This is a genomic window from Bacillus sp. NEAU-Y102 (assembly GCF_054788175.1).
The window spans coordinates 385726-401750 of record NZ_JBTWFK010000005.1 but is presented as its reverse complement, the minus strand read 5'-3'; the positions used below and the strand labels follow the sequence as shown (position 1 = coordinate 401750).

At 37.3% G+C, this 16025-nt stretch carries 2 protein-coding genes; one reads left to right on the top strand and one right to left on the bottom strand.

Translation table 11 applies throughout. The features are described from left to right. Position 1: 1 nt before the first annotated feature. Positions 2 to 15034 (bottom strand): DUF7507 domain-containing protein, encoded by a 15033-nt coding sequence (locus ACYFX0_RS15960; RefSeq protein WP_460270918.1) that lies wholly within the window; start codon positions 15032 to 15034, stop codon positions 2 to 4. 122 nt (positions 15035 to 15156) lie between these two features. Between ACYFX0_RS15960 and ACYFX0_RS15955 the strand changes: the two genes are divergently transcribed. Continuing rightward, on the top strand, positions 15157 to 16017 hold the full coding sequence (locus tag ACYFX0_RS15955; RefSeq protein ID WP_000571019.1) for a GNAT family N-acetyltransferase: 861 nt from the start codon (positions 15157 to 15159) through the stop codon (positions 16015 to 16017). Positions 16018 to 16025: the final 8 nt, after the last annotated feature.

Genomic DNA, 16025 nt, shown 5'->3' with positions numbered 1-16025 from the left:
TTTAATTCCACCAAATCCAAGTCCAAAGGTAATTTCTTGCATTTTGGGGAGTAATCCGTATGAAGCGTTCACCGTCAAAGAAGCAATTTAAATTTGGAAGTGTTTCGTCTGGATTTTCTGGAACAAAGGTGACGATGTTTTCGTTGCTTGTAACGGTTACTGTAATTGGTGGATCGGTAGGCGAGACTTGAAGTTGTAACGAAATATTGGCCGTATTTTTAAATTGATTATTAATAGGTGGACTTATTACTTGTACTGTGAATAACACGATAATTGTTTCATTTGGCTCTAAATTAGTGGCAACTAGGAAACCGATATTTGGGTTCGCTAGTGGAGAGCGTTCACCGTTAATAAAGACAGTGCCGTTTATAAATTGTAAACCTGCTGGAATGGTATCTTGTAAAGAAATATTTGAGAGTGAAATTTCGGAAGTATTTGTAATACGCACCGTGTAATCAAAGTATTGGTTTAAATAAGCGGAGCTGACGGAAGCGTTTTTCGTGACTGTTGCAGTTACAAATTGAACTGGTATACGAACAATATTTGAATTAACAATGAAAGTAATAATTGGATCCTGTGGTGTCAATTGAAAAGCAGCGGTAACTGTTGCAGAATTTATAATTGTACTGTTTGAAGGAATAGAAGTTACGAGAACTTGAAATGTTATAGTTGCTACTGTATCTGCAGATAAAGAACCAATATTAATACCAGTGTCTGGACGAACATTTTGAACCGAAGTACCGTTAATTGTTACGCTATTTTCTATAAATGTTGTACCAGCTGGAATGCTGTCTATAACAGAAGTACTGATTGTCGGAATGGGGGAGTGATTAAATACCGCTAATGTGAATGTAATGATATCTCCTATAACGACAATAGATTTGTCAGTTGTTTTTTCAATGCGAACCATCGGATCAATGACTGTCGTTGTAACGGTATTTGTTTGTTTTGTAATTGTAATAGGTGGTTTTGTTGGATCAATGATAACGGTATAGGAAACAGAAGCATCATTATTAATTGTAGATTGAAGAGTAGAAGAAGATATTGTCACTTGGAACGTAATAATAACAGATTCATTAGGAGCAAGATTTCCTAACGTAATACCATTTTCAGGATTTTCATTAGGCTGATTGATTCCGTTAATCGTAACACTATCAGCAACAAAAGTCGTATCTATTGGTACGGTGTCTATGGCAAGAAGGTCTTCAATCGTTACATTACCGCTATTCGTAATCGTAATTGTATACGTTAAAGTTTGACCAGGTAAGGCATTCGTTACATCAACAGATTTTATGGCAATGACATTATCATTTTGGACAGTAGTTGTGACGGTATTTGTTGTAGTCGTATTTGTAACGGGTACGTTATTTGGGTTGACTATATAGTTAAAAGTAGTAATTGCGTTGTTGTTTAGTTCATTTGGTGTTGGAATAGAAGTCACAGTTACTTGGAATGAAACGATAGCATCTCCACCAACAATTATAGTGCCAATTGGTATGCCGCTTACTGGATTCACTCCCGGAAGAGCTTCTCCGTTTACAATGACGCTATTTTCTATAAACGTAGTACCCTGAGGAATAATATCTTGAATGTTTACATCATTTGTTGCAACATTACCGGTTTGATTTAGTGTAATCGTATACGTTAACGTATCACCAACCGTTGCAAATGCAAGGTCAACAGCCTTATTACTATTCAAATTCGCGTGATTAATTTCTGTTGCGGCAGCTGATGAAATAATAGTTTCGGTAATAGGTGGTCGATCTGGTACCGTGTATTCATATTCAATTGTACTCGTGTTAGAGATTGGATTTGTTTGTGGAATCGAAGTAACCCGTACTTGGAATAGAATAGTTGCTGTCGTATTAGGCGGAATGTTATCAATTTGTATACCGTTAAGAGGGTTGTCATTTGGCCGAGCATTGCCGTTCACGATAACACTATTCTCTATAAAGCTCGTATTTGCTGGGATGATATCTGTAACAATAATGTTTTCGACTTGTATATTTCCGTTATTTATGATGGAAATTGTATAAGGGATGATAGTTTGTAAGTCAGCATATTGGATAGGCGTTGTTTTTGTCGCAATTACATTAGCAGAAATAACTTCAGTGAAGGTAATATTGCTAGTCGATATTTGTTCTTCCGCGTTTATTGTATAACGAGAAGTTGATTGATTTTGAACATGGCCGCTAGCAGGAAGAGCTACGACGGTAACAGAAAATGTGACTGGGATAGAAGTGTTAGGAGTAATCGTTCCTACAAGTATACCTGCACTTGGATTGGCGTTAAGCTGAGGAATGTTATTTACTAAAACGCTACCGTCAATAAAAGTTGTTCCATCAGGTATATTGTCTGTAAATACAACAGCAGTGGCATCCGTATTCCCTGTATTCGTTAAAGTTGTTGTATAAGTTAAAATGTCACCAATTGTTACAGAGGTCAAATCAACAGTTTTAAGTGAAACGATATCAGCATCATTAATTTGAACGAAAGTAGTATTGGAAGTAGTAGATTTTTGAATTGGTGCAAAGTCAGGATTGAAAATAAAGTCGTAGACGATGTTTGCAGTATTAGGTGCTGGATTTACAACAGGTAAATTCGTAACGGAAACTTGGAATGTTATTGTAGCTATTTGACCTGCTGCGACATTAGGAATGGAAAAGCCGATATTCGGATCTGCTGCAGGAAGTACAGTATTGTTAACTATTACACTTCCTGGAATAAATACTGTTCCATCCGCTATAGTATCTGTAAAAAAGATGGAGTTAGTTGTAGTCGATCCGTTATTTTGAATGAATACTGTATATTCAATGGTTTCATCAATGTTAGCTAATACAGTATTAGCGGATTTTGTAGCAATAAGAATAGCATCAATAAATTGTATATTTGTACTATTGGAAGATGTCGTTTCTGAAATTGGTGGTGCGCTTGGGTCTGGTTCATACTCATAGTGAATGACTGCGATATTATTAATGTTATTTTGTGGCGGTATAGAGACTACGCTTACTTGAAAAGTAACAATAATTGTATTATTTGGAAGGATAATATCAAGGTTGATACCGGTAATTGGATTTTCATTAGGTCTCGGTATGCCATCTACAAGAATGCTATTTAGAACGAATGTGGTCCCAGCTGCAATTGCGTCAATTAGGAGAGTATTTGTAATAGGTACTGTACCGGCGTTTGTAACTGCGACTGTATATGTGATGATTTGACCAATGCGTGTAATGGATCTATTGGCGGATTTAATGGCACTAACATTTGCCGTCCGCACTTCAGTATTTACTGCATTTGATAACGATCTACGCTGAATAATTGGAGAACTAGGGTCAATTTGGTATTCGTACGAAGTGTCTGAAATATTAATGACTGTATTGCCCTCTGGTATATTTGTAAGTTGTACTTGGAATGAAATAGTGACTGTTTCATTTGGTTGTATCGTGCCGAGAGTTACTCCGTTTTCAGGATTAGCGCCAGGCTGAATTACATTATTTATTGCTAAGCTATCTTCAATGAATATAGTACCTTCTGGAATGTTATCAATGAAAACGGTATTGTTAGCTGGAACGCTTCCTATATTTTGAAGTGTATTTGTGTAGGTAATAATTTGCCCGATTGATACGAAAGTTACATCCGCACTTTTAACAGAAATAATATTTGCATTTTGAAGTGATGTTGTAACGATATTAGAATTTGCAGAACGATTTACTGGTGGGGCTGCAGGAATACTTACATATTGGTAAGTTGCTGAAGATTGATTTACAATTTCGGTTTCAGTAGGTGGATTATTTGTTTGCACTTGAAATAGTATCGTTTTGGAACTGTTTGCTGGAATTGTTCCAATCGGTATTCCGTTTTCTGGATTTACACCTGGCTGAAGGATACCGTTAATTGTGACACTATCGGGAACGAATGTAGTCCCAGCTGGAATAGAATCTGTGAAATTAATATTTATTGCGTCAACATTGCCGATATTTTTTACTTCAGAAATATAAAGTATAGTTCCGCCAATATCAACAGTTGTTGGATTGGATGTTTTTGTAATTGTCAATTGTGCTTGCACGAAATTTGTAATGACGATATTACTAGTAGATGTTTCAGTAATAGGCGGTTGCCCTGGGTCTGGCTGAATTGTATAAGTTGTGTTGGATTGATTTGTAATTGATTCTTGCGAGAATGAATCGTTAATAAGAATTTGGAACGAAATAAGGTGCGTAGCGTTTGCAGCTAGGTTAGGCAAAGTAACACCTACATTAGGATTGGCATCAAGTATAGCTGTTCCGTTAAGTGTAAAACTATTTTCTACAAAGGTAGTCCCTTGAGGGATAGTGTCTGAAAATGTGAGATTCGTAGTTGGGATATTTCCTGTATTTTCTAATGTTATTGTATAAGTCAAAATATCACCTGTTGTTGCTTGTTGTGCATTGACTGCTTTTAAAGAAAGGATAGTCGCATCCGAAATTTGTGTGAAAGCAGGATTAGACGTAATTGTTCGAGAGATGATGGGAGCAGTTGGATCAGCGATAAAATTATAGTCAATACGGGCCGTATTGGAAATTGGATTCACGCTTGGAATGGATTGAACGATAACCTGGAATGTGACGGTAACTATTTCTGACGGTGCGATGGAGTTTAATGGTATTCCTACATTAGGATCGGCACCTGGAACGGAAACGTTATTAATAGTTACGCTATTAGGAATAAATGCAGTTCCTTCTGGAACCAAATCTGTTAAAGTAACTGTATTTGCAGTAGTATTTCCGTTATTTTGAACGACTACTGTGTAAGTGATTGTACCGTCAGTAGATTGTACGAGAGAATCTGTATTTTTAATTGCGGATAACGATGCATCAACAACAGCTGTGTTAACCGTATTAGATGAGGATGTTGCTGTAACTGGAGGTTGACTTGGATTGACGATATACGTGTAACTTGTAATGGCTTGATTGATAATTGCTCCTTGCGGTGGAATAGAACTAGCGAGAAATTGGAACGTAATAGTAGCAGAATCACCTGGTGCGATAATACCAACTGGAATACCGAGAGTTGGACTTGCATCTGGAAGTGAAACTCCGTTGAGCGTGACACTATTTGGAACAAATAATGCTCCCTCAGGAATGCCGTTAATGAGTAATACAGAGTTTGCAGGGAAGTTTCCAGTGTTCGTTAATGTTGCTGTATACGTAATTACATCTCCGAGAGATACGATTGTTCGATTTGCTTGTAAAACAGTTGTAACAGTCGCGTTATTAATTTGTGTTGAAGCGCTATTAGAATTTATCGTACTTGTAACAGGAGGAGAGGCTGGATCAACGATGAATGCGTATTGAATAGATGCTACGTTTGTAATCGGATTTGAAGGTGGGGTTGATGTAACTATGACTTGGAAAGTAATGGTTAAGGAACTACCCGCGTTAACTGTTCCGATATTAACTCCGTTATTTGGATTTGCGCCTGGAAGGCTACTTCCATTTACAGTAAAACTATTTTCAACAAAGGTTGTTCCTGCTGGAACCATGTCTGAGAAATTTACATTCGTAGCGTTTGTATTGCCATTATTTTGAATCAAAACTGTATAAGTGATTGTATCTTCAATATTTGCAAAGGCTGTATTAGTAGTTTTTACAGCTGAAAGTATTGCTGAATTAATAGAGGTAACGAAGACGTTCGTTTCCACATTGCCAGGTTGAGCCTGTAATGCATTGCCTACGTTATATTGGAAGTTAACAAATCCTAAGTTTTGGAGTTCAGGTGTGAGCGTTGTTGGGTTGCTTACAATTTGAACTTGGAATACGATTGTTACGATTTGATTTGGAGTTATTGTATTTATGCCAACGCCGTCAATGATAGAAGCGGATGTTAATGGAGTTCCATCAACAACAACTGATCCTGCAACAAATTGTGTCCACGATGGTATAGGGTCTGAGAATACAACATTGTTAGCTGGGATATTTCCTGTATTCGTAATAGTTGTTGTATACGTAATCGTATCACCAATCGTTGCAAATGCTTTATCTCCTATTTTAATCGTATTTAAAATAGCACTTTCAATTTGTGTTGAAACGCTATTAGAAGTAATGTTTTTTGAAACTGGAGGATTAGCTGGATTAACGATATGTTGAAAGCTAACGCTAGCTTGATTAGTAATTGGATTTATAGGCGGAATTTCATTGGCATTAATATGGAATGCTACGATGACAGATTCGTTTGGCGCAATATCACCAATTGGAACGCCTGTAATGATATTTGCATTTGGGATGCTAGTTCCGTTCAGTGTAAAACTATTCGGTTCAAAGGAAGTTCCGTCTGGAATAAGGTCGGTAAAAATAACATTCGTTGCACTAACATTTCCGCTATTTGTAATTGTAACGGTGTAGGTAATATCCTGCCCGATATCTACCGTAGATACATTTGAATTTTTTTGTGCAGTAAGGGTAGCGCTATTAATTTGTGTTGTCGTTGTATTAGATTGATTGGAAGTTGTAATAGGTGGCTGGCTAGGATCAACGACATAATGATATGTGATAGAAGCAGAGTTAGAAATGGGATTAAGTGTTGGAAGTGTAATAACAGTTGCTTGGAATGTAACGATTGCCGCATTACCACCATTAATGGAACCAATATTTACACCAGTAGATAAATCAGCGTTTGGAATGGTTTGCCCATTAACTGTGAAACTATTTGGAACGAAACTTAAATTACTATCAAGAATGTCAATAATAGTTACATCAGTTGCAGTCACATTCCCGGTATTAGGGAGGTTAAGTGTAAATGTTATTGTATTACCAACATCCGCGAAAGTAAGATCTGCTGTTTTTATGCTAATAATAGTTGCGTTGTTTATTTGAAGGAGTGTAGTGTTGGAAGTAGCTGTACTCGATACTGGCGGATTACCTGGATCAACAGTAAACTCATACGTCGTTGATGCTGTATTTGGTGCTGGGTTACTAGGAGGAATACTGTTCACTGTCACTTGAAAGACGATACTATATATTTCATTTGGTGGAAGTGTTGCAAGTAATACACCTGTATTTGGATTCGCGTTAGGTTGTAAAACGCCATTGACAGTTAATGTGTTAGGAACAAATGTGAGTCCACTTGGTAATACATCTGTGAATACAATGTTAGTTGCATCGGTATTTCCTACATTGGTAATAGAAGTAGTATAAAAAGCAGTTTGCCCGATATCTGCAAAGGATACACTTTCATTTTTCGTCATGGATAATATGGCTTCTTTAATTTGCGTTGAAACAGGATTACTAATTGAAGTTTCTGCATCAGGTGGTGAGACTAATTGGTACGATGTTGATGAGAAATTTACAATGGGGTTTTCCGTTGGTAATGACGTTACAGTAACTTGGAACGAAACGGTTACTGTAGTCCCGGCTGTTATAGTCCCAATATTCACACCATTTGATGGATCCGCACCACTTTGAGGAACCCCATTAATAGAGAATGTGTTTGCAATAAAAGTAGTTCCACTCGGCATTGTATCTGTGAAAATAACATTTTGTGCGGATGAGTTTCCATTGTTTGTTAAAGCGACAGTATAAGTGAGTGTGTCTCCAATACGACTAAAGGATTTATCGACTTGTTTTAATGAAAGAATGGTAGCTGTATTAATCGTAGTGAACACTGTGTTTGAAGTAACATTTCTTGAAACAATAGGGGCATTTGGGTCAGCGATAAATGTGTAAGAAGCACTAGCGGAATTGGCAATAGGATTTTGAACAGGTGTAGAAGTAGCCGTCACTTGAAATGCTATAGATATTGAGCTGTTAGGAGCAATTGCTCCAATCGTTATACCTGTATTAGGATTAAGACCAATTTGCGTGATGCCATCTATTGTAACGCTATCAGTAATAAACGTTGTACCATCTGGTATAAGGTCGGTGAAAGTAATATTCGTTGCATTTGTATTACCATTATTCGTTAAAATTGTCGTATAGGTAATGGTATCACCTAGCGTTACAAGTGTTTGATCAACTGATTTAATCATCATTATCATAGCATCTAATACAGGGTTTGTAACAATGTTTGTTGAAGTAGAAGTAGTAGCAGGAGTTCCGTTTGGATCAACAGTATAAGAATATAAAATTGTATCGTTACCCATAATTGAGCTTGAAGGGGGAACAGAAATCACATTTACTTGGAAAGTAACAGTTACTGTTTCACCAGGAGCGATATTTGGTATATTTACTCCGAGTGCTGGCTGTGCACCAAGCTGCTGGATGCCATTTATAGTGATCGAATCTGGTACAAAAGTAGTACTAGGAGGAATCGCACTTGTAAAAGTTATATTTGTAGCTGGTGTATTTCCTGTATTCGTAATAGTCGTTGTATACGTAAGTGTATCCCCGACGGAAATAATAGATTTATCAACACTTTTTGTTGTAGTTAATACTGCGCTATTAATGGTCGTTGAAACTGTATTAGATACAGCTGTTTGTAATGCAGAAGGTTGGCTAGGATCAATCACATGTTCAAATTGTATGGAACTAAAATTAGAGATAGGATTTATACTTGGAATGTTTGTAACAAGTACGTTGAGAGAAATAACGGCCGTTCCATTTGGGTTTATATTTCCAATCTGTATCCCGCTAGCTGGATTTCCGATTTGCTGTGTACCAGAATCGTTTGTAAGAGTGCCAGATATGAATGTCGTTCCGTCAGGTAAAATATCTGTGAAAATTATATTTTGTGAAGTGACATTTCCAGGGTTACTTAATGTAATTGTATAAGAAATTGTATCGCCAATCGTTGCGAAAGTTTTATCTACAGATTTGATTGCCACAATTTCTCCGGAATTTATTTGTGTCGCAACGGGATTGGATGTCGTACTTCTTGAAACGAGTGGTAAATTAGGTCCTGTAATAAATTGATAGTCAATGGAGGCACTATTTACAACCGGTGAGTTTGGTCCACCAGGTCCAATTGTGAAAATTGGATTTGGAATACTAACTACTTGAACGCGGAAGGTGACGTTTGTAAAATCTCCTGCAATAATATCCCCAATTGGTATTCCATTCGCTGGATTTACCCCAGGCAATAAAACTCCGCCGACTCGAACGCTATCTTCTATAAATATTGTGTTATTTGGAATAGGATCTGTAAAAATGATATTCGTAGCAGTTGTGTTCCCTACATTTTCTAATAAAACTGTATACGTTAAAAATGAATTTCCAGGTGCTACGTCAGAAAATAGTCGATCCACACTTTTCGTTGCTTGAATAATTGCTTCATTAATTTGAACTAAAGTTGGATTACTTGTAGCTGTTTCTGTCACCGGTGGCTGGGTAGGGTCAACAATGATCAAGTATGTCGTACTGGATTGGTTCAAAGTTGGATTTGTAGCTGGTATTGAGCCAACGATAGCTTGAAAGCTAATTGTTGTCGTTCCTCCAACTGGAATTGAGTCTAAAGAGATCCCGCTATCTGGTCTAAATCCAAGTTGTGGGATGGTATTAATTTGTACGCTATCAGGAACGAATGAAAGTTCAGGTGGTAATATATCGATAAAAACAGGTGTGTTTGCGGTAGTATTTCCGCTATTAGTGAGAGTAGTTGTATACGTAATTGTATCGCCAGCAGCGGCAAATGCACTGCTCGCAGTTTTCGTTGCGATAACGGAAGCTGAATTTACTTGCGTAAAAGTTGTATTGGATTGAACTGTTCGTGAAACAGGCGGTTCATTTATATCAACAATAAAGCTATATTGAAGCGATGATTTGTTCGGAATTGGATTAGGGTTTGGAAGCGTTGTGATGTTTACTTGGAAACTGAGTGTAACCGATGCATTTGAATTTAAGTTACCAATATTGATACCGTTTTGTGGATTTGCATTCGGGACGGTTACACCATTTATCTTAAAGCTATTTGGGACAAGGGTAGTACCGTTTGGAATTGTATCTGTAAAAACAATGTTGTTCGCAGTAGTATTTCCTGTGTTTGTAACAGATGAAGTGAATGTAATTGTATCACCAATCGTAGCGAAAGTTGTACTAGCACTTTTATTTATTACTAAAGTAGCGTCAATAATCGGTGTAACTGTTGTGTTTGTAACGGTACTACCAATAGCTGGCGTTTCAGCTGGATTCACTGCATATTCGTAGTTTACAAGAGCATTATTCGTTAAAGTTCCACTAGGTGGAATAGCCAGAATTTTCACTTGGAATGTAATGAAAGTAGTGTTTCCTGGTGAAATATCGTCTAAATGAATCCCTAATGAAGGATCTAATCCAGGTTGGGAAACGTTATTTATTGTAACGGAATTTGGGATGAAGGATGCACCTGGTCCAAGCCCATCTGTTAAAACTGTAGCGCTAGCAGGGATATTTCCTGTGTTCGTAACTGCAATTGTATAAGTAACGATATCTCCAATTGCAGCATTCGGTGTGTTCACTGATTTTGTAGCGATAATCGTGGCATTATTGATTTGAGTTGTTATTACGTTACTCAGCGCATTAGCGGATGCTGGAGGTAAGTTAGGATCTATGACATACTGATACGTTGTATTACTTTGGTTCGGGATTGGATTCGGGTTCGGGATAGAATTTACTTGTACTTGGAACGAGATGATTGTATTTGCATTCGGATTTATTGGGTCGATTGCAATTCCGCTTGCTGGATTGACATTAGGCAGTGTATTCCCGTTTACAGAAACACTATTAGGAATGAACGATGTCCCGTTTGGAATTACATCTGTAAATATTACATTTGATGCAAGTGTATTCCCGTTATTCGTTAAAGTAGTCGTGTACGTAATAATATCATTTACGTTAGCAAACTGTTTATCTGCCGATTTAGTAGCGGCAATTGAGGCGTTATTAATAGTTGTCTGTACAGTGTTAGAAGCAACCATCTGCATCACAGCGGGTTTGGATGGATCATACGTATATTGGAATGTTGTGCCTGATTGATTTGTAATCGGATTTACAGCAGGGATAGTTGGTACAAAAACTTGGAATGCAACGGTGCGTGATGAATTTGCTCCTATCATACCAATCGAAATGCCGTTAGCAGGATTTGCATTAGCTATAGGGACATTATTAATCGTTACAGTATTAGGAATGAAGAGGATACCCGCTGGAATGATATCTGTAAACGTTACATTAGCAGCAGGGATATTCCCGTTATTTGTTAAAATAGTCGCATATAATATGATATCACCGACATCAGCAAAGTTTGTGCTTGTTAGCTTTGTAGCAATGATATTAGCAGTATTAATTTGTGTAGTTACTATATTGCTAGCAGCGTTTCTAACAAGAGCAGGTAAATTTGGATCAGCGATAAAGCTATATTGAAGTGAAGCGCTGTTTTGAATTGGGTTTGGTGAAGGTAGCCCATTTGCACTTATTTGAAAAACAATCGTTGTAAAACCACCCGAAGGAATGGAGCCGACTTGAAGACCGGTACTGGGATCTGCACCTAGTTGTAAAGCACCACCTATAAAAATACTATTTGGTACGATAGTGGTGCCATTAGGGATTATATCAGTAACAATAACATTATTTGCTGTAGTATTGCCAAGATTAGCTAAAGAAATTGTATATGTGATTGGTTGCCCGACATCGGCGATAGTTAAATCTACTTCTTTGACAATAACTACATTAGCTAAATTAATTTGTGTACTTACAGTGTTACTTACAGATATTTCTATAGTTGGTGGATCTCCCGGATTTAGAATAAAACTATACTGTGTACTAGATGAATTTATCGTTGGGTTTTGTGTTGGTAAAGAGGTGACGGTTACTTGATAAGAGACGGTAAGTGAGCCGTTAGCAGGAATGGAAGGTAGTGGAACACCTATATTTGGATCTGCGTTATTTTGGAGTACACCATTAATAAGAAAAGTGTTTGGAATAAAGGTAGTACCGTCTGGATTTGTATCTACGAAAGTAGGACTATCAGCAGAAACACTTCCTGCATTCGTCAAAGTAACAGTATAAGTTAATATATCCCCTACGGTAGCGAACGCTTGATCCACTGTTTTTGCTGAAATGACATTTGCATCGTTTACTTGAGTAAATGTAGTGGTTGAAGTAGTGTTTTTATTTACAGGTGAAGCGTTTGGATCAACGATAAAGTTGTAGGAGACGAAAGCGCTATTTGAAATAGGGTTTGGATTTGGAATGCTAGTTATTACTACTTGGAATGAAGCTGTAATTGTAGTATTAGCATTGATGCTACCAATATTGATGCTAGCTGGTGTTATGCCCGGCTGAGTAACACCGTTAACTATAACACTGTTCGGTACAAAGGAAGTGCCATTCGCGATGGAATCGGATAGTAATACGTTGTTCGCTGCAACATTTCCATCGTTAGTAAGAGCAAAGGTGTAAGTTAATACATCGCCAACTTCCGCAAACGTCTTATCTACAGATTTATTAGCATGGAGATTTGCTAGTCTAATTGTAGATGTAACAGAATTAGAATTTGCTGTTTTTGAAGTTGGTGGCAGACTTGGATTTACAGTGTAAATGTAAGAGGCAAAAGCGTTATTAAGGATAGGATTTTGTGAAGTAATATTAATAACTGTTACTTGGAAAGAGAGGGTAAAAGTAGCTCCAGCAGGAATTGTGCCAATAGGTAAAGCAACGAGAGAATCTACATTTTGCAAAACGCCGTTGAGCGTTACCGAACCTAATGTTAATATCGTTCCATTTGGAAGTGGATCTGTTAGTTGTACGTTATTAGCGGCTGTATTTCCACTGTTTGTAATAAGGATTGTATAACCTATCGTTTCACCAATTGTGGCAAATTGTTTGTTAGTTGATTTTGTTAATGTTACATTCGCATTGTTAATTTGAGTGGAAACGAGATTAGAAGAAATGTTTTTTGTAACGGGTGATTGGATAGGATTGACGGTATATTGATAAGAAGCACTTGATCCATTAGATACGACATTTGACGCGGGTATTGTGTTTACTACTACTTGAAATGTAACATTTTTTGTTGTGCCGCTTGGGATGGATCCAATGTTCACGCCGTTAGCGGGATTTGCGCCCACTTGTGTAGTGCCATCTATTGTTAAACTGTTTAGAACAAAAGTTGTTCCAGTAGGAATGACATCTGTAAAAATAACATTGTTCGCATTTGTATTACCTGTACCTGTAAAAGAAACGGTGTACGTTAGTGTATCACCAATATCTGCAAAATTTTTATCTACTGCTTTTACCATTGTTACAGTAGCGTTATTCACTTGAGTAGATACGATATTTGTCGTATCAGTCCCACTTACTGCAGGTTGATTTGGTACAGGAATATATTGATATGTTGTTGTTCCACTATTTAATATTGGATTTGTTTGAGGGATAGAAGGAACGAGCACTTGGAATGAAATAGTAGTAGTGGAATTTGCGGCAATCGAACCAATTGATATACCATTAGCGGGATTTGTTCCAGCTTGAGTAACTCCGTTAACAGTTACACTTCCTGGAATGAAAGTAGTTCCGCTAGGAATCGGATCCGTATATATAACGTTCGTTGCAGCGATATTTCCTATATTAGCTAAGGCAATACTGTAAGTTAATGTTTCACCAATATCGGTAAAAATTTTGTTGACTGATTTTGTTCCATTAATATCTGCCAGGTTAATTTGTGTTCCAGCAGAATTGCTTGTTGCAAGACCGTTAAAGGTTGTTCCTCCGGCGATAGGTGTATATTGAAATGTAATATTAGCGGTATTAGAGATAGGGTTTTGACTTGGAAGAGAAACGACAGTAGCTTGGAAAGTTACTGTACGAGAAGCACCATTATTGATTGTTCCAAGAGATATACCAGCGGCGGGATTTGCGTTTGTTTGCGGGACATTATCTACTGTTACAGTGCCAGGTATAAAGGAAGTCCCGTTAGGGAGAATGTCTGTAAAGGTAACATTATTCGCCGGAAGAAGTCCGGTGTTAGGGATTGTAACTGTATAAGTGAGAATATCTCCAATTGCAGCAACACTTTTATTCACGCTTTTTGTTGCTTGTATAGTAGGTGAATTTATGTTGATTTGTAAACCGACTGTATTTAACATATACGCATCTCCGTTAGTTGTTAAACGGATTGCGGCGGACACTTGTGAGTTTGTTAAATAAGGAGAAATATCAATAGAAGTAATATCCCAGCCCTGTCTCCCAGCGGAGATGTTTGTGCCTGTAGAAGCACTTTGATTTCGCGTTCCAAATGTCCCAGTTGTATCTAAGTTTCCAACAGCATTATTAACTTGAGAACCGAAGAAATTATTTACAGCATTATTTGGCCCAGATAAAGCATTTAATGAACTGAAATTTGGTCCAAATAATGCTTGATCCCCTATTAAATCTGCATCTCCTTCAATAGAACTTAAAAATAATCTCCCGCTTACAGGTCCTCCTGAAGGTGTTAAAAATCCAGAAACAGCTACATCTGCACTACCGGTATCAGCAGAAACACGGTTACCCGCTACATAAATGGTTAAGTTTCTTGCAGGCAATGTCCCGTTTTGATAAGCGACAATGAGTGTCCATCCAGCCGAGTTAATAGATCCATTTGAAGCATCTAAAGGATCAACAAGTCCAGGGACAGCTCCTGTAGTATAGGAACCAGAACCTCCCGCTTGAATAAGAGTTGTTACGTCTGCTGAACGAGTATAAAAGCCAAATGTAATAGAGTTTGAAACGAATGTTTGATTTGAAGCTGTAACAGCTGAAGGAGTAATTGAGTATGTTGAAACGGGTGTCGTAAATGAAATGGGATTTCCTAGAACACTTGTAATATTTTGATCGCGAGTTAAATAATTTCCTCCCCATATGAGTTCTGCGTAAAGAATAGTACTGCCAGCAGGGATATTTAAAATAGCGGTAGAACTATTTTGTGTATAGTTTAACGTTGTACCAGCAGGAAAAGTAGGAACTTGTAAAGCTGTATTCGTAGTTACGAACGCACCAATGGCCCCGATTGTACCAGCACGGTTTTGATTACTAATTTTACTTAAGCCTAAAGTATTACCTGTAATAGCGAGTGCGCCGTTAGTGGTGGTAGAAAATCGATTCGTAATGGGCATGTTGTCACCTCATTTACAATATAGTCTTGGTCAAAATAACATATGTGTGTGACAAATAAAGGGAAACATGTACAAGTTGATTTAGTAATAATGATTTAAATGTCTAGATAAGGGGATGGAGTATGATTGAATTGGAAATTAGGGTGGAGCGTCTTAGGAAAGAACAAATAGGCGATATTGTAGCGTTATCTTCTTATATTGGCTGGGATTATAACAGAGAAGAAATTGAAGCAGTTTTTAACTCAGGTATTGTATACGGCGTCTGGAATGAGAGAAAGGAACTTATTGCTAGCGCAGCAATTATATTATACGGGGAGGCGTTGGCATCTATTGGAATGGTAATTGTACATCCAGATTATAAGGGGAGAGGGATTGGAAAGATGATAACGAATTCATGCATGAATAGCGTATCAGCTCAAACTCCATGTATGCTTATTGCTACGGATGAAGGGAAGCCCTTATATGAAACATTAGGATTTAGGGTAGTAAGCTATGTTTCTAAATATATTTGTAACTCGTACAATGCGAATCATAAATGTGCAGAAAATGAAGAATATATGATGGTTTATAAAGAGAGTGATTTAGAAGGAATAATAAAAATAGATAAAGGCGCATTTGGGACAAGCCGAAACGAGTTTTTAAAACAAAGAATTATGCAAAGTGAGCAGTGTGTCGTTGTAAAGGATACGAAAGAAAATGTAGTAGGATACGGTATAAGTATACAAACGCCAGAAAATAAAATAATAGGACCAGTCGTTGCTAAAAATAATGCGATGGCGATGAGAATAGTACATGATTTAGCAAGAGGGCATAATGGAAAATTAAGAATGGATGTACCAGAAGGAAAGAACGATTTCATGAAAGAATTAGAGATTGCTGGTTTTAAAAAGGTGAATACACCACCAATTATGATGAAAAATAGTAATCGGTTAATAAAAAGAAATAGTGAACTATATAGTATTGCAGCACAAATTTTTGGATAAAGAAAGAA